This window comes from Vibrio nigripulchritudo ATCC 27043, from assembly GCF_000222685.1.
GTDB classification, from domain to species: domain Bacteria; phylum Pseudomonadota; class Gammaproteobacteria; order Enterobacterales; family Vibrionaceae; genus Vibrio; species Vibrio nigripulchritudo.
On the sequence record NZ_AFWJ01000019.1, the window covers coordinates 1 to 16,160 of the forward strand.

General features: G+C 47.5%; 16 protein-coding genes and 1 pseudogene. 12 read left to right on the forward strand and 5 right to left on the reverse strand.

The window, feature by feature from the left end; translation table 11 throughout:
- The 8 genes from RH89_RS03285 to RH89_RS03320 all read left to right on the forward strand — a co-directional run.
- On the forward strand, positions 1–1,404 hold a 1,404-nt coding region (locus RH89_RS03285), incomplete at its 5' end, for a (Fe-S)-binding protein (protein ID WP_004398832.1).
- Positions 1,405–1,433: 29 nt separating this feature from the next.
- On the forward strand, positions 1,434–3,377 hold the full coding sequence (locus RH89_RS03290) for an acetoacetate--CoA ligase (protein WP_004398834.1): 1,944 nt from the start codon (positions 1,434–1,436) through the stop codon (positions 3,375–3,377).
- Positions 3,374–4,528: a thiolase family protein gene (locus RH89_RS03295; protein WP_004398836.1), complete on the forward strand. Its 1,155-nt coding sequence runs from the start codon at positions 3,374–3,376 to the stop codon at positions 4,526–4,528. The genes RH89_RS03290 and RH89_RS03295 overlap by 4 nt, the downstream gene beginning before the upstream one ends.
- Positions 4,525–4,977: a Zn-ribbon domain-containing OB-fold protein gene (locus RH89_RS03300; RefSeq protein ID WP_004398837.1), complete on the forward strand. Its 453-nt coding sequence runs from the start codon at positions 4,525–4,527 to the stop codon at positions 4,975–4,977. Before RH89_RS03295 ends, RH89_RS03300 begins: the two co-directional genes overlap by 4 nt.
- A 19-nt stretch (positions 4,978–4,996) precedes the next feature.
- The gene (locus tag RH89_RS03305; protein WP_004398849.1) at positions 4,997–5,446 is read left to right on the forward strand and encodes a MaoC family dehydratase; all 450 of its coding nucleotides are present in this window, start codon (positions 4,997–4,999) and stop codon (positions 5,444–5,446) included.
- On the forward strand, positions 5,447–6,655 hold the full coding sequence (locus RH89_RS03310) for an MFS transporter (RefSeq protein WP_004398852.1): 1,209 nt from the start codon (positions 5,447–5,449) through the stop codon (positions 6,653–6,655).
- A gap of 32 nt (positions 6,656–6,687) precedes the next feature.
- Positions 6,688–8,112: an aldehyde dehydrogenase family protein gene (locus RH89_RS03315; RefSeq protein ID WP_206536127.1), complete on the forward strand. Its 1,425-nt coding sequence runs from the start codon at positions 6,688–6,690 to the stop codon at positions 8,110–8,112.
- Positions 8,113–8,121: 9 nt separating this feature from the next.
- Positions 8,122–9,306, forward strand: a complete 1,185-nt coding sequence (locus tag RH89_RS03320) for an acetyl-CoA C-acetyltransferase (protein ID WP_004398857.1) — start codon at positions 8,122–8,124, stop codon at positions 9,304–9,306.
- Positions 9,307–9,435: 129 nt separating this feature from the next.
- Here the strand turns inward: RH89_RS03320 and RH89_RS03325 are convergent, their stop codons facing one another.
- The 5 genes from RH89_RS03325 to RH89_RS03340 all read right to left on the reverse strand — a co-directional run bounded on the left by RH89_RS03325 (position 9,436) and on the right by RH89_RS03340 (position 12,611).
- Positions 9,436–9,771, reverse strand: a complete 336-nt coding sequence (locus RH89_RS03325) for a hypothetical protein (RefSeq protein ID WP_022550338.1) — start codon at positions 9,769–9,771, stop codon at positions 9,436–9,438.
- A gap of 249 nt (positions 9,772–10,020) precedes the next feature.
- Complete coding sequence (locus tag RH89_RS03330) at positions 10,021–10,383, reverse strand: hypothetical protein (RefSeq protein ID WP_004398862.1); 363 nt, start codon at positions 10,381–10,383, stop codon at positions 10,021–10,023.
- A 105-nt stretch (positions 10,384–10,488) separates the two neighbouring features.
- Positions 10,489–10,842: a hypothetical protein gene (locus RH89_RS29010; protein ID WP_004398864.1), complete on the reverse strand. Its 354-nt coding sequence runs from the start codon at positions 10,840–10,842 to the stop codon at positions 10,489–10,491.
- Positions 10,843–11,075: 233 nt separating this feature from the next.
- Positions 11,076–12,125, reverse strand: a complete 1,050-nt coding sequence (locus RH89_RS03335; protein ID WP_004398866.1) for a Gfo/Idh/MocA family protein — start codon at positions 12,123–12,125, stop codon at positions 11,076–11,078.
- A 39-nt stretch (positions 12,126–12,164) separates the two neighbouring features.
- Complete coding sequence (locus RH89_RS03340) at positions 12,165–12,611, reverse strand: MaoC family dehydratase (RefSeq protein ID WP_004398868.1); 447 nt, start codon at positions 12,609–12,611, stop codon at positions 12,165–12,167.
- Between the two features lie 134 nt (positions 12,612–12,745).
- On the opposite strand from RH89_RS03340, the gene RH89_RS03345 reads away from it, so the two are divergent.
- From RH89_RS03345 to RH89_RS03360, 4 genes and pseudogenes are all read left to right on the forward strand, one after another.
- Positions 12,746–13,291: a MaoC family dehydratase gene (locus RH89_RS03345; protein ID WP_004398871.1), complete on the forward strand. Its 546-nt coding sequence runs from the start codon at positions 12,746–12,748 to the stop codon at positions 13,289–13,291.
- Positions 13,288–14,415 (forward strand): extracellular solute-binding protein, encoded by a 1,128-nt coding sequence (locus RH89_RS03350; protein WP_004398874.1) that lies wholly within the window; start codon positions 13,288–13,290, stop codon positions 14,413–14,415. The genes RH89_RS03345 and RH89_RS03350 overlap by 4 nt, the downstream gene beginning before the upstream one ends.
- Entirely contained in the window at positions 14,412–15,560 is a 1,149-nt protein-coding gene (locus RH89_RS03355; RefSeq protein ID WP_004398876.1) for a CaiB/BaiF CoA transferase family protein, read from the forward strand. The genes RH89_RS03350 and RH89_RS03355 overlap by 4 nt, the downstream gene beginning before the upstream one ends.
- Before the next feature lie 72 nt (positions 15,561–15,632).
- Positions 15,633–16,160: pseudogene (locus RH89_RS03360) on the forward strand (hypothetical protein); the annotation flags it as partial.

A 16,160-nucleotide genomic window follows, 5' to 3' on the forward strand; every position in this document is an offset into this window, starting at 1 on the left:
GAGGCAGGTAAAGTCGCCACTGGGGTTTTCTATTGGCTACATATTCTGGTGATCTTGGGCTTTCTGATTTACATACCCGGTTCAAAGCATCGCCACATGTTTACCGCAGGACCCAACATTTTCTTCCGACCCCTTGAACCCAAAGGGCAACTGCGCTCACCGGATTCCTGCCAAAAAACTGAAAGTAGCGCGTCGGTCGTTGAGACATTTGATGATTTTTCATGGAAAGATTTGCTCGATACTTTGTCGTGCACCGAGTGTGGTCGGTGTCAGGCGGTATGTCCCGCTCATGCGGCGGGTTCTTCATTAAGCCCTAAAACGCTGATTATGGATCTACGTGAGGGAATGCTTAAAGCCAACAATCAACCGGAAGCGAATGTACCAATTGTTGGCGGAGTTATTGCGACAGAAACCCTGTGGTCTTGCACCACATGTCGGGCGTGCATGCAAGCGTGCCCGGTAAGAATAGAGCATGTGCCGAAAATCGTGTCGTTGCGTCGCACCATGGTAGAAGCCGGGGACGTAGAGCCCATGCTGCAAACGTCTCTCACCAGTTTTCAATCTCACGGGAATTCGTTTGGAAAGCCTGCCAAGCAGCGAGCTCGCTGGACTAAGGGGTTGAAGCCGAAACTCAAGGACGCCCGTAAGGAACCTGTCGACATTCTCTGGTTTGTTGGCGACTTTGCCAGCTTCGATGCAAGAGCCCAGAAATTATCTTTATTGGTTGCACAACTGTTGCAACAAGCGGGTGTTGATGTCGGCATTCTGTACGACGGAGAACGAAACAGCGGAAACGACGTTCGACGAGCAGGCGACGAAGGCTTATTTGAATTGCTGGCACAACACAACATTGCTCAATTAGAAGCGTGCGAATTCAATCGAATTATGACAACCGATCCACACAGCCTGAACGCACTAAAGTCGGAATATCCTGCTTTTGGCGCGAATTACGATGTGCTCCATTATTCCGAGCTGTTGCTGGAGCTGATTCAGAAAGGGAAATTGACCGTCGATAAAAGCGCCTCACATCAGGTGACATATCACGACCCTTGTTATCTCGGTCGGTATAACGATGGGTTTGATGTACCGAGAACATTGATTCAGGCACTGGGGCATGAACTCCACGAAATGCCGAGAAACCGAGAAAACAGCTTTTGCTGCGGTGCCGGCGGTGGGCGAATTTTTATGGACGACACCCATTTCAAGGAGCGACCCAGTGAGAATCGAATTCGCGAAGCCTTGTCCCTTGGGAAGGTGAACCGATTTGTGGTGTCCTGCCCGAAAGACGTGGTGATGTACAGCGCAGCGGTTCAGGCATTGGGTGTGGAAGAGCAAATCGTTGTTCAGGATTTGGCAGAGCTGGTATGGGATGCCGTGGGAATGGATAAGACTCGGGAAAGCTAAGGAAAGCTAAGGAAAGCTAGGGACAGTTAATGATGAACAAGGAAATACTTTGGAAACCATCTGCAGAACGAATTCGTCAGTCGAGGTTGAGTCAGTTTGCAAAGGACGTTGGTTTCGACCCGAATGATTACGATGCACTGCACCGCTGGTCGGTGAGCGACCTCGGTGGCTTCTGGTCGTCGGTCTGGGATTTCTGTGACGTTGTGGGCGATAAAGGAGAAACTTTCTATGTTCCCAGCCCCACAGCAAGAATGACGGGTGCTCGATTCTTCCCAGATGCTCAGCTGAACTTAGCGGAGAACATGCTCAAAGGACCAGACGACGAAGTGGTTGTGTTTACCGCTAATGAATCTGGTCAACAGTCGCAATTTACGCGAAAAGATCTCAGGATGAGAGTAGCGAAAGTCGCCGATGGTTTGCGTCAGTCTGGAGTTCAGCAGGGCGACAGGGTGGCAGGGGTACAACCAAACAATGTGGATGCCTTGGTTGCATTATTGAGTACTGTGAGTATTGGGGCAGTATGGACTTCCTGTTCGCCAGATTTTGGCCAGTCTGCAATTATTGACCGAATCGGTCAGGTAGAACCCAAAGTATTATTCGTTGAACCGCGTTATCAGTATGGCGGCAAATCATTTGATATTTCTGATCGCATTAATCAGGTCGTAGACGGCATTCCGAGCATTCAAACCATTGTGCAAAGTGGTGAAGGTGAATCAGTCAGTGATCGTGCGATTCACCAAAGCGATTATGGTCGTCAGGAGCCGTTAACGTATACCCGTACTCCTTTTGACCACCCCATCTATGTGCTTTATACCTCAGGAACAACCGGTGCGCCAAAAGCCATTGTTCATCGGGTTGGTGGGGTATTGTTGCAGCATTTGAAAGAACACGTTTTGCATGGCGATGTTCAACGCAATGACCGAGTAATGTGGTACAGCAACACCGCCTGGATGATGTATCACTGGAACCTGTCTGCGCTCGCTGCCGGAGCCGCTATTGTTCTGTACGACGGCGCCCCCATTCTGAAAACTCCGAACGGTTTGGATTCCACACCACTTTGGAATTTAGCCTCTGATCTTGGTTTGACACACTTGGGCGTTAGCCCCAAGTATCTCGCGACTTTAGCGGCAGAAGCGTTTCTTCCAAATCAGCACTACGCACTTTCAAGCCTTAAATCACTTATGGTTTGTGGCGCGCCGACACTGCCTCACCAGTTCGACTGGGTGTATCAGGCCATAAAAGAAGACATGGTGTTTGCCTCCATTTCAGGGGGAACGGAGATTTTAGGTTGCTTCTTAATTGGGTCACCAGTTCATCCTGTTTACCGTGGGCAACTCATGGTCAAAGCACTGGGGCATTCCATAGCGGCTTTAGATGATAGGGATATTCCGGTTATTGGAGAGCGTGGCGAGTTAGTCTGCACCGAACCTTTTCCCTCAATGCCACTTACGTTCTGGGGAGAGGATGGTGATAAGCGATATCACGATACGTATTTTGGCGATCGAAAAGAGGTGTGGACCCACGGTGATGTAGTTGAATTCACCTATTCAGGTGGCGGATACGTCCATGGTCGGTCAGACAACACACTCAAACCCGGTGGTGTCCGAATTGGCATTTCTGAAATTTACGCTGTCTGCGAACAGTATAAAGAAGTGGACGATTACCTTGCCTTCGGTCATCAGCATGATGGCGACGAAGACGTCGTACTCTGCTTAAAGCCTGCGCCCGGGGAAGACATATCAAAAATGCTGGTGGCTGAAATACGCAATCAGATCAGACAGAGCGCTTCTCCACGACATGTGCCCGCGAGAGTACACATCGTTTCTGATGTTCCTTATACCGTGAATGGAAAACGTGTGGAAGGCGCTGCAAGAACGGTAGTGGCGGGTGGCGTTGTTAAAAATATCGGGTCGATCGCCAATCAGGCATGCCTTGAAGAGTACAGACAACTGACTCGGGAGAATGCCTGGTGAATAACGTGATTGGGATAACAGGTGTCGCTTCTTTGAAACCTCAACGGCAAACCGAGGGCGTCACAACGCTGGAATTGCTGATGCGGGTTTCAAGTTACGCCGCAAAAGACGCAGGTTTGTCTCCTTCCGATATCGATGGGTTACTGGTTGGCCCGCAAGTGGGCGAAACACCCCAGCATGTGCCAGCGACTATCGCCGAGTACATGGGGCTTCAGCCGACAATGGCGAACGTGGTCGATCTTGGTGGTGCATCCGGGGCGGGAATGATCTGGCGTGCCGTGGCTGCGATTCAAGCCGGGATGTGCGAAACCGTATTGTGTGTGATTGGCAATCATCGCAATCCAGAACCCAGCCGTTCACCCAACAGGAATCCGATTCGGGAATTTGATGTGCCTTTCGGGGCTTCCGGTGCCAATATCTCATACGCGCTGCTTATGCAGGCACACATGCACAAATATGGGTGCAGTGCTAAAGACTACGCTCAAATAGCAGCAGGTTCGCGGCAAAACGCACAACTTAATCCCAATGCCATTTTTTACGGAAAGCCAGCAAGTGTTGATGATGTGCTGGCGTCGCCAATTATCGCGTCACCTCTCCACTTATTTGAAATAGTGATGCCAGTGGCAGGGGCTGAGGCGGTCATTGTGACTTCCAGCCGCCATTTTAAAAAGGCGAATCATTCTCCGGTTTATCTTCTGGGAGCGGGGGAAAAAGTCACCCATCGCGCTGTCAGTCAGGCACCAAATCTCACATCTGGTCCTCTTAAATCCGCCATTCAACGTGCATTAAAACAGTCGGGATTGTCCGTTAAAAATATTGATTTTCTCTCGCTTTATGACTGTTACACCATCATGGTCGCCACCACGATTGAGGACGCAGGATTGTGCGCACCCGGCGAGTTTGGTCAATGGCTGTCGAATAACGGTGGAATGGGGGTTGAAGCCAAACAGCCGATTAACACACATGGCGGTCAGCTGGGTTACGGGCAGCCGGATCTGGCTGGTGGCATGACGCATGTGGTGGAAGCGGTTCACCAAATTCGGGGTACGGCAGAGGCGCGCCAAATCTCGTCTTGTCGTACTGCTTTGGTAACAGGAAATGGTGCCACCATGAGCGAGGCCGCGGCTTTGGTTTTAGGAGCGGAGCAATGAATAAGGATCATTTAGAGCATTTGCAAACTTTAGAACGCTTGAAAATGTTAGAGCATCTGCAAGTTCCGGGACCAACGATAACCGCGCTGACACAACCTTTCTGGCGGGCTGTATCTGAATACGAACTGGAAATACAGCAGTGCCAATCCTGTCATCAGCACATTTTTTATCCGCGTTCGCAATGCCCGTTCTGCTGGGGAGAAGACTTGCAGTGGAAGCGGGTGACCGGAGGCGGGACATTAAAAAGTTACTCTCAGGTAAACAAACCGGGGCATCCCGGATGGATAGACATAACACCCTACTATGTTGGTTTGATTGAACTGGATGAAGGACCAACGTTGTTAAGTCATCTGTTTAGGACAAAAAAGGACATGCAAATAGGGGACAGATTCAAGTTTGCTCCTACAAACTTGGGTGGTCGGATTTTGCCCTGCTTTGAGCAGGTTTAATCAACATAGGTAAAGAGTTATGAGTACGCATGAAGATGGTTGGAAAGGGGTTATCAAAGGCAAACCTGAAGTGGGGCAGACGGCTTCTAGGAAGCGAACCACCAGACGGGAAGATATTGAAGCGTTTACGGGAATGACAGGGGACAGAAACCCGGTCCACTTTGATGAAGAACTTGCCAAAAAAACGCCTTTTGGAAAATTGATTGTGCAGGGTGGGGTAACAACAGGCATGTTAAATGCCGCTGTTGCGCAGGATTTGCCCGGTCCGGGAACCGTGTTTTTGCATACGGACCTTAAATTTCTGAAAGCGGTTGGCGTGAACGAAACAATAACTGCGACTGTAGTGGTTGAGTCTGTGAGAGACGACAAACCCATTTGCCAACTGAAAGCCACTATTTCGGACAGTGAAGGGGACGTGTGTGTCGAGGGCAGTGCAACCACGTTTACGGTGGCGCTAGAAGGATTGTAAATGAGCGTGATCCCCGAACATTGGAAAGCATTGAGTTTAGCGGCGGCAGCCGTGATTTTGTCGTTGACGACTTGGTTTTCGGCAACCGCTATTCTTCCAGAGCTGATTGAAGTTTTTAAACTCACGACAGCTCAATCATCTTGGTTAACCAATGCTGTTCAGGTCGGGTTTGTTGCCGGCGCTCTGACATCGAGCCTTTTGTCTATTTCGGATGTTTTAAAACTGACCAAGTTGATGGCAACCGCAAGCTTGGTCGCAGCGTTATCCAATGCACTGCTTTTAACCGAACCGACGGGTGGTTTCGCCATGTTGCTTCGTTTTATCACGGGTGTCTCTCTTGCTTTTATCTATCCACCCGCGATGAAGTTTATTGCTACATGGTTTGTTAAAGGGCGTGGATTGGCAATGGGTGCAATGGTAGGGGCATTAACCTTAGGGTCGGCTCTGCCATTTTTGTTTCGAGGAGACACCGCCAATATCGACTGGCGGCTGGTGATCATCGGAAGCTCGGTGTGCAGCTTTATTGCAGCCATCATTTTCGGATTTTTGCTCAGTGAAGGACCTCACTCTTTTGCTAAGACAAAGTTTAACCCGAGGCAACTTGGTCAGGTTGTTAAGAATCGACCTGTCATGCTCGCCAACTTTGGTTATTTCGGGCACATGTGGGAACTCTACGCCATGTGGGGCTGGCTTCTGGCTTACATCACTGCGGCGCAATCGAATGGTTTAGAAGTGAGCAATGCTGCATTTCTGACTTTTTCTGTGGTGGCACTGGGCGCTCCGGGGTGTGTTTTTTGTGGTTGGCTTGCTGACAAAATCGGTCGTTGTTACGCCACGTCGATAATGATGATTTGCTCTGGGAGCGCAGCACTTTTAGTGGGGTTTTATTTCGATGGTCCTGTTTGGGTATTTACCCTTGTTGCCATGGTCTGGGGCTTCACGGTTGTGGCCGACAGCGCTCAGTTTTCAGCAGCGGTAACGGAGCTGTCTGATTCGTCGCTGGTGGGGTCATCGCTGGCTTTGCAAATGGGCATTGGTTTTGCGATTACGATTTTTGCTATATGGATAACGCCGCAAGTTGCCCAGTGGCTAGGCAGTTGGCAGTGGACATTTCTAATCTTAGTACCCGGTCCCATTGTGGGAACGTGGGCAATGTTGAAATTACGTCAGCATCCGGATTCAGTCAGGCTGGCCGCTGGTAAAGGATAATTGGGGTTCACAAGCCCTGTAAGGAAGGAATCATGATGGAAAATATAGGAAAATTTTATATCAATGGTCAGTGGGTCACACCCGATTCCAGCGACACTCATACGCTGATTAATCCGGCGACGGAAGCCGTAACTAGTCAGATCCCTATGGCCAATGAAACGGACGTTAACCGAGCCGTAGCCGCTGCAAAAGCAGCGTTTGATGACTTTTCAATGACCTCCAAAGAAGAGCGCTTAGCTTTGCTGAAGCAATTATTGTCTCTTTATAACGACGCATACGAAGAAATAGCGCATTTAATGGTACTCGAAATGGGCACTACCAAAGCGTTTTCAGAAGCGGCTCAGGCGTGGGTGGGCACAGCGCATCTAGAAGCTACTATTGCGGCACTAGAGAAAGAAGTGTTTGAGGAGGTTCGCGGAAACACATTAATTTCAAAAGAACCCATTGGTGTATGCGCTCTGATCACGCCTTGGAACTGGCCAATGAATCAACTGGTCGTGAAAGCCGCACCAGCTCTGGCAGCAGGATGCACCATGGTGGCGAAGCCATCTGAGTTTTCTCCGTTATCCTCCATCAAATTTGCTGAGCTGGTTCATCAGGCGGGATACCCCGCAGGTGTGTACAATCATATTACCGGCGCTGGGGACAGTGCTGGTGGAGCACTGTCTCGTCATCCTGATGTCGACATGGTTTCGGTCACGGGTTCAACCCGAGCAGGGATTGCGGTAGCAAAATCCGCCGCATCAACAGTCAAAAGGGTAGCGCAGGAGTTAGGCGGGAAATCAGCCAACTTGATCATGCGAGATGCGGATTTGGAAAAGGCAGTAAAAGATGGGGTAACGGCTTGTTATGTCAATTGCGGTCAGGCTTGTCGTTCACCAGCAAGAATGCTGATTCCAGAAGAAAAAATGGAAGACGCTAAACGCTTCGCCAAAGAAGCTGCCGATGCTCACAGTGTGGGCGACCCGATGAAAGATGTCTCGCTAGGTCCGGTTGTTAATGAAATCCAGTTCGAGCGAATTCAGTCCTTAATCAAAGCTGGCATCGAAGAAGGAGCCACTTTAGTGACTGGTGGCTTAGGTCGACCAGATGGTCTTTCAAAAGGCTACTTTGTTAAACCTACTGTATTTGCCGATGTTGATAATTCAATGACCATTGCTCAGGAAGAGATTTTTGGACCCGTCATTGCGTTGATTGGTTATAAAACGGAAAGCGAAGCCATTGAGATTGCTAACGATACTGTTTACGGTCTTTCTGCATACATACAATGCCTAGACATGGAAAAAGCCCGACAAATTGCCCGGAAACTCAGAGTCGGGTCTATCTGGATTAATGGTGCAGATTGGGATGCGAATGCGCCGTTTGGCGGCTACAAGCAATCCGGAAATGGTCGCGAGCACGGTGAGTGGGGGCTGGAAGACTATCTTGAAGTTAAATCGACGGCGGGTTACGTCTAAGGTCTGTTTATGAAGGACAACGACATATACATTGCCGCAGCAAAGCGATCTCCCATTGGAAAGTTAAATGGCGTGTTCGCAAGCTTATCCGCTGCAGAAATCGGTTCGCAGGTCATAAAGGGAATGCTGGCAGAGCATGACTTTGACCACGAGCTGATCGATGAAGTCATCATTGGGCAGGTTCTGACCGGAGGTGCAGGTCAGAACCCCGCTCGGCAGTCTGCGGTTTGGGCGGGTTTGCCAAGCCGTATCCCCGCAATGACGGTCAACATGGTTTGTGGCGCAGGGCAGAAGTCGATTCATCTGGCGGCGCAGGCTATCAAAGCAGGCGACGCGGATCTGGTACTGGCGGGTGGGCAAGATTCTATGACGCAAGCCCCACATGTGTTGCATGCCCGCGCACCCAAAAAGCTGGGCGATCAAGTAATGAAAGACAGCATGATCACCGATGGGCTTTGGGATAAGTTCTACAACATACACATGGGGGAAACCGTCGAACCCATTGCCAGTCGTTATGACATATCCAGAGAAATGCAGGATGAGTTTGCTCTGAACTCGCAGCTAAAAACCAAAAGAGCGATGGAATCTTGCCTTTTTGAGCAAGAGATTGTTCCCATTAAGGTGAAGACAAACAAAAGTGACGCCATTGTTTCCCATGATGAACAACCGCGCCCTCAGTCATCCCTCAAGAAGTTGTCAGAAATGCCCCCTGCATTTGTCGGACAAGGAACTATTACCGCTGGAAATGCTTCAGGTATTAACGATGGTGCAGCTTCCGTTTTAGTTGGGCGAGGAAGTGCACTGGCATCTGCTGGGTTAAAACCTATGGTTCGAATCGTCTCTTATGCATCCGCTGCATTGGACCCGATAGACATGGGATTGGGACCAGTACTGGCATCAAAACAAGCGCTATCAAAGGCAGGGTGGACCATAGACCAATTAGATGTGGTAGAGCTGAATGAAGCCTTTGCTGCTCAATCCATTGCGGTAATGCGAGACTTGTCCCTGAATCCAGAAAAAGTAAACCCCAATGGCGGTGCCATCGCGCTTGGCCATCCCTTAGCAGCATCGGGCTGTCGAATTGTGGTATCTCTGATTCATCAAATGATAAGAGCAAACGCAAAACGAGGCTTGGCATCCATGTGCATTGGCGGCGGACAAGGCGTATCGATTTGCCTTGAGCTGGTGGATTGAGAGAGTCCAATGAAATTAGCTGGTTTCGATTTTACTCTGTTGCTTTCCCTCTTTGAAAAAGAATAAGCGCTAACGCGTAACCAAATGGCGTGTAGCGCATGGTGTTATCTATCGGTATCCGCCTAACCGCTACTGAATTGAACCAATGTATACGGGAGCTGGTGTATTGCCATAGGTTGGAAGCGTTGCACATGTGCCTTGTCCGCCATAATAAAATATCGCTTTCTTGGCGTTATTTTGGATATTTTGCAGCATGCCAACCCATAATGAACATGTGACAGTATCTATGCCTTTCCATGTGCCTTTTGTATTACATATATAGGTAAAGTCATTTCTGCCAGAATGCAGAATATTGACACTTCCATTCCCGTAAACGAGTACTCGATTAACGGTCACCTCACAATTGAAAGCGGCAAATGCATTTGTAGAAACCACCAAAGATAACAACAAGAGTAGCTTTTTCATTTTTTCTCCAATATTTATTATGAATAACAGAGTCTTAAAGACCAAAATCTGCAATGTAAAATCGAGGCGATTATACATTGCAACTTAATTCATAATTGTTGGAGATGTGTTTTGTGTGAGTGAACTCTCCTTCAATGAAAGAACGTTAGTTTGGCTAGTTCATTTTCATTGGTATCTCAGTCTGTCAGACAGACCTATATTCATGGGCCATCATTCACCAAAAATTAACGGGGCTTGCTAGCAGTACTTTTAGGTATCCAGGTTGGATAGCCATTTATTCTTAAATCCCTTTCTGGCGATCAGTGCATGTGAAATGAGCATACCTATTATTGGTAATGTAAACACTGAGATAAAGGTGAGTAACACCCATAAAATCCAATTCAACTTATTCTTTGACGCAATGACGCCTAGGGAAATAATGTACAGAAAAACTAGAGAACCGGTATAAATACCCATTTCTAACTCTTTGTAAAAAATTGATATAGCTACTGTCACAAGAATGGAAATCAGAATAATAGTATGGATAAGAAACCACTTTCTATTACTTTTTCTATATTGTCTGAATTCCTCTTCGTTTAATAAGGTTTTTGGACTTAATTCCGCTCTTTGCACTGTCCGTTTCTCCACTTGACTTTGAACCTTAAACTCGATGAAGTCGTGGCATTTTTTAATAAACAGAAAATGCCACGCTTTTCTCCAAATTAGGTACCTTCCACGTTAATTATTCAAAATATCCAAATATGAAACTTCGCATGCGCCGCCTCGTTTTGGTAGTGTTGAATCAACATGAACATTGACTTTTTTATTTGCAGCAAAAGCAGTATAGGCAGCACTTATAATATGTTGGTGTTTTGAATCTACATATACCCTACGAGTGTCGGTACAAGAAGATGAAGGCCAAACTAGTGGGTTCGTGAACCAAAGCTCAATAGTATTATCGTATGTACTGCCACTATAGTCACCTACAGCTCTAATGAATTTTATTTCAAGGGAGTTTAAGTGAATATTTTCCGCATAGCACATAGGAGAAACTAACATTGAGGCTAATAAAATTTTTCTAAATATGCTCATCACAAGGCATTTCCTGTAGTTTAGTAAAACATAATGATACTTAGAGGTATTTACTTACTTTTCAATCCAAATATCCGTTATTCGAAGGGGAATAGTCTTTAAAATCCGACAATTATACAATGCAAGTTGGTGCATAATAATTGAAAGTCTATTTTGTGCGAGCTATCTCTCTTTCATTAAAAAGGCTGCCAATGTTACTTGGCAGCCTTTTAAAATGGGTGAGGTTTAATGAGTTAGTATTGGATATCTGTCCCTTTCGCTGCGCTGCTTTCAAAACACGCTTCTACTACAGCCATTGTCTGGAAAGCATCGGCGACGGCGGTATTCAGAATTTCATCTTCGCCAGCGACAAATCGCTGAATGTTGCTCATGGTGCCTATAAAGGCGTCTGGGAACCAGCTTCCTTCTAATGGAATAGATTGCCATTCCTTCCCATGTTCGCAAAACCAGAACTCATCCGGTTCACCATGTGGGTAATTCAACGCCACACCCATTTTTACGGTGATACAGCCTTCTGTACCCTCGAAGCGGAAGGTGGCGTCCTGCGCTCTTCGACCATAGTTGTGGTTATGGTTAATCGACATCAGGCAACGAAGTGGATAGTCATAATCCAGAATTGCACTGGTTCGTGTCTGCTTGAAGTCCTCAGAACGCGGGTCAGCCATGGTTCGGCAATAAACGGATTTAGGGTTACCGGCTACGGAACGAATCAGGTCAATATAGTGAATCGAGTGAACTAGAAGTTCTATTCGTTCCATTTGGAGCAAAAACGGGAACATTTCCCAGGGGGTAAGAATGTTCAGATGAACTTCTATATCGGTCAGCTCACCTAACTTTCCACTTTGAATGGCATCTCGCATTGCCAGCATCATGGAAGAGTAGCGAAGCTGAAAGTTAACGGCGGCAACTAAGGATTTACGCTCGCATATCTCACGAATCACTTTTGCCTGCTCTAAATCCAGCCCAAGAGGCTTCTGAATTAACACAGGTACACCGTCTGGCAATGCTTCTAATACTTCCGGAACCGCAACTGGGGGAAGTGGCAGGTCGTAGACCACATCGGTAAAGGCTGTCGCACTGTCTAAATCAGGATAAACCGTCTCGATTCCCCAGTCTTCGGCGACTTTTTTGGCTCTGTCGGTATCAATATCAAATATTCCCTGAACCTGAAACCCAGCTTTTCGGTACGCTGGCATGTGGGCATCGTGTACGATCCCACCCGCGCCAATAATGACGATGGGTTTGGGGTTGGAGGGTAAAGGCCAAGATTGTTGCAGTTCCATTTTCAATTCCTCTTCCTGAGTTATAAATTTATACAGACCTTAGCTATTGCGCATTTCTACCAGGAGAATGTGTTCACAAAAAAGCACCACTTTCTCATCTTGATTCAGCACTTCGACGGTTTCTGTGACCTGACCAAAACCTGCACGCTTTGGATCTTCAATTTTTTTAGAAATCCGGATTCGGCTTCGAATGGTATCGCCAATATAAACGGGCGCAGGGAAGCGTAATCTCTCGTAGCCATAAGTAAAGGCAACGGGGTTGATTTCGGTAGCAGTTAAGCCAATACCGATGGCAAAGGTCATGGTGCCGTGAGCGATACGCTTCTTCCAGGGCTTTGTTTTGCAAAACTCTTCGTCTAAATGATGGGGGAAAAAATCGCCCGTGTGACCAGCATGAACCACAAAGTCGGTTTCGGTGATGGTTCTGCCGAACGTCTCTCGTGTTTCTTCCATGATGTAGTCTTCAAAATATCTCACTCTTTCCATATGTGATTTCCTATATAAATTTCATATTCACAATGTAGATTTATATTTGAAATTTATTGTTGATCATTTTTTAATCAACTGCTAGTGTTGATTTTGAAATTTAGTTTTGGATATGAAATTCGACTGAGGTTGTCATGGATAGAAAACCAACGGTAGGCGTGGCATCACGCCCCGTAAAAGGGATGCCGGAAGAACACTCTGATATTCCCGTTTGGAACGCAGAAGACTGGTATTACGAAGATTTTGAAGTCGGTCATACCATTCGTTCGTTAAGACGAACAATTTCAGAAGGGGAAGCCATGCTATTTAATAGCCTGGTGATGGACCTTCACCCCTACGTAGCAGACGACACGTTTGCCAAAGAAGAAGGGCATTTCGGTAAGCGATTAGTCGCCGGTGCTCAAGTGTTCTCTTACGGGTTAGGGTTGGTTGCAACTAACTGCCTGAACTCTTTCTCTTACGGTTACGACAAGCTTCGCTTCATCAAACCCACCTTTATTGGCGACACCATCTATACCGTTCGCAAAAATCTGGCTAAAGAACCTAAGTATGACGAAATGGGTCTGATCCGAGTCAGCTACAGCGTTTACAAAGGAGATGGCGAGTTGGTGCTCTATTGTGAGCATTTGATGACGGTGCTTTACAAAGACAAAGCCAGCGTAAAAGGAGAAAGCGAGTGAGTAAGGTGACATTGCATGGCATGACCTGGGATCACAACCGAGGTTATGACCCAATGGTGGCAACTGCGAATAAATTTGCACAATTGCACCCAAACGTAGAAATCATCTGGCACAAACGCTCGCTTCAGGCTTTTGCAGACCGACCACTGGAAGAGATGACATCAGAATTTGACCTAATGGTGATCGACCATCCCCATGCGGGAGCGGCGGCGGAAAGCGGTTTGCTGCTTCCACTAGATGGTAACGGCTACGATAAAGAACTGGAACTGCTTGCCAAGCAGTCTGTTGGTCAGTCTCACCCTTCATATTTCGACAAACACCAGTGGGCGCTGGCGATTGATGCTGCAACGCCAGTCGCAGCGTATCGTCCCGACTTGCTTCCTAATCCACCTAAGGAGTGGGAAGAAGTAGTCGCACTGGCAGAAGCGGGTAAGGTGGTTTGCCCACTCAAGCCTATTGATGCGTTGATGTGCTTTTACAACGTATTGGCAAACCGAAATACCCCTTTTGGCAGATCAGAGGATGGTATTGATACCGAAACGGGTGTCGATGCGTTAAATCAACTGCTCAGAATGAGTAAGCACGTTGATGAACGGTGCTTTGCAATGAACCCGATTGGTGCATATGAATGGCTGGCGAGTCGCGATGATGCGGTCTATATCCCTTATCTCTATGGTTACAGCAACTATGGAAGAGAAGGATTCCGCCAGCACATAGTTCGTTCTTGTGACGCGCCCGCATTTGGGAATCACGCCATTGGTGGCACAACACTGGGTGGTACGGGTATCGCCATTTCTTCCACCACTCAACACAAAGACATCGCGCTTAAATACGCTTTCTGGATTGCTTCTGCTGAGATGCAGAAAGACTTCTATTTTAATTCAGGTGGTCAGCCGGGCAACTTGGAAGCCTGGCAGGATGAGCATTGTAATGCTGCTTCTAATCAATTCTTCAAAGATACGTTAGCAACACTGGAAAACGCGTATCTAAGACCGAGACACAACGGTTATCTCAAGTTTCAGGATGAGGCAGGCGACTGGGTGAACGCTTGCTTGCAAGGAAAATTGTCACCAGAGCAAACGGTAGAAAACATCCAGCAGGCGTTTGCAAGGAGTAAGCGATGACACGCCCTTTAGAAGGCAAAATTATTGTCGATTTCAGCCAGTTTCTGGCAGGACCATTGGCGGGGTTAAAGCTCGCAGATTTAGGGGCGCGAGTGATTAAAATCGAACGCCCCGGCACAGGTGACCTTTGTCGTCATCTCTATTTAACCGACACCGATGTGGGTGGTGTGAATTCCTTATTTCAGGCCATCAATCGCAATAAAGAAAGCTTCTGTGCGGATCTGAAGAATCCTGACGACGTCGCTTTAGTAAAGGAACTGCTTAAAAAAGCCGACATCGTTTTGCAAAACTTCAGACCGGGTGTCATTGAAAGGCTTGGGTTGGATTATGAAACAATTCGGCAATTTAATCCTACAGTTATATATGGGTCTGTATCTGGTTATGGCACCACCGGTCCATGGGTAAACCGACCGGGGCAAGACTTGCTTGCGCAGTCTTTGTCTGGTGTTACCTGGCTCAGCGGTAACAAAGATATGCCACCGACACCAATGGGCTTGGCGATTGCCGACATGCTCGCGGGCAATGCACTGGTGCAGGGGGTGTTAGCGGCACTGGTGAGAAGTAACGAAACGGGCGAAGGTGGGAAGGTCGAAACCAGCTTGCTGGAAGTGCTGGTGGATTTCCAGTTTGAAGTACTGACCACTTATTTGAATGACGGTAAGCGCGATCCGGATCGCGCAAAAGTGAACAACGCTCATGCGTATTTATCGGCTCCATATGGCATCTACGAAACCAAAGACAGCTATATAGCGATTGCCATGGGACCGGTCGACAGGCTAGGCAAACTGATGGAAGACGAGCTAATTGCCAGCTTTACGGACAGCAGCTTGTGGTTTAGCAAGAGAGACGAAATCAAGGCACTGATTCAGCTCAAACTGTTAGAGCAAAACACAGAACACTGGATGTCGATTTTCGCCAAACACGACGTGTGGGCATCTGAAGTATTGAACTGGGACGAGCTATTGGAAAGCGATGCGTTCAAGCATCTGGATATGCTGCAAAAGCTTGACCATGAAGAAGTAGAAGAATTGATGACGACCCGCTTACCGATTCGGTTTGATGGTCACGTTATGAACAGTAGCGTTGCTGCACCTTCTTTAGGCCAGCATACGGAATCAATCATTAAGGAGTTTTTACTTAAGTGAACACTTGAATAAACCCTTAAACACACAGCCGAACATTCTCGCCTCTGGGAAATCGGCGTCATGGAGGACGTGATGAAGCGTTTTTTAGGATCGAACAAACTGAAAATGGCAATTGGATTTGCCTGCTTAACTACCTCGATGTCTGCGGCGTATGCAGCAGATGACAATGTACTGCGCGTCAAGCTTATTGGTGGCGCACAGTATGAACCTTTGTATACCCTGATCCCGAAATGGGAACGGAAAACAGGGATGAAGGTAGAGGTATTGTCCCGTAAGAACCACTTCGAGTTAGACCGCGAAATCAAACAGGATATCGCAGCCAACAACATCAACTATTGTGTGGCGTCTAACCACACCAGTTTTGCCCCTCAATACGGCTCTATCTATACCGATCTTCGAAAACTGATCGGTTCAAACGTATTGGATGAGTTTGTACCGTTAACTCTTGAGCACGGCACCATTGATGGTCGTTTGGTTCAGCTTCCGCGTCATAGTGACATCTCCAACCTTTATTACAAAAAATCTCTGTTTGAGAATCAGGACAATCAGGCGAAGTTCAAAGCTAAATACGGCTACGACTTAGCGCCACCAGCGACCTGG

What these genes read in the sequence shown, in the direction of transcription:
- RH89_RS03290 (WP_004398834.1), top strand. Translation starts at nt 1,434, where the DNA reads ATGATGAACAAGGAAATACTTTGGAAACCATCTGCAGAACGAATTCGT.
- RH89_RS03300 (WP_004398837.1), top strand. Translation starts at nt 4,525, where the DNA reads ATGAATAAGGATCATTTAGAGCATTTGCAAACTTTAGAACGCTTGAAA.
- RH89_RS03305 (WP_004398849.1), top strand. Translation starts at nt 4,997, where the DNA reads ATGAGTACGCATGAAGATGGTTGGAAAGGGGTTATCAAAGGCAAACCT.
- RH89_RS03310 (WP_004398852.1), top strand. Translation starts at nt 5,447, where the DNA reads ATGAGCGTGATCCCCGAACATTGGAAAGCATTGAGTTTAGCGGCGGCA.
- RH89_RS03315 (WP_206536127.1), top strand. Translation starts at nt 6,688, where the DNA reads ATGATGGAAAATATAGGAAAATTTTATATCAATGGTCAGTGGGTCACA.
- RH89_RS03320 (WP_004398857.1), top strand. Translation starts at nt 8,122, where the DNA reads ATGAAGGACAACGACATATACATTGCCGCAGCAAAGCGATCTCCCATT.
- RH89_RS03325 (WP_022550338.1), bottom strand. Translation starts at nt 9,771, where the DNA reads ATGAAAAAGCTACTCTTGTTGTTATCTTTGGTGGTTTCTACAAATGCA.
- RH89_RS29010 (WP_004398864.1), bottom strand. Translation starts at nt 10,842, where the DNA reads ATGAGCATATTTAGAAAAATTTTATTAGCCTCAATGTTAGTTTCTCCT.
- RH89_RS03335 (WP_004398866.1), bottom strand. Translation starts at nt 12,125, where the DNA reads ATGGAACTGCAACAATCTTGGCCTTTACCCTCCAACCCCAAACCCATC.
- RH89_RS03340 (WP_004398868.1), bottom strand. Translation starts at nt 12,611, where the DNA reads ATGGAAAGAGTGAGATATTTTGAAGACTACATCATGGAAGAAACACGA.
- RH89_RS03345 (WP_004398871.1), top strand. Translation starts at nt 12,746, where the DNA reads ATGGATAGAAAACCAACGGTAGGCGTGGCATCACGCCCCGTAAAAGGG.
- RH89_RS03355 (WP_004398876.1), top strand. Translation starts at nt 14,412, where the DNA reads ATGACACGCCCTTTAGAAGGCAAAATTATTGTCGATTTCAGCCAGTTT.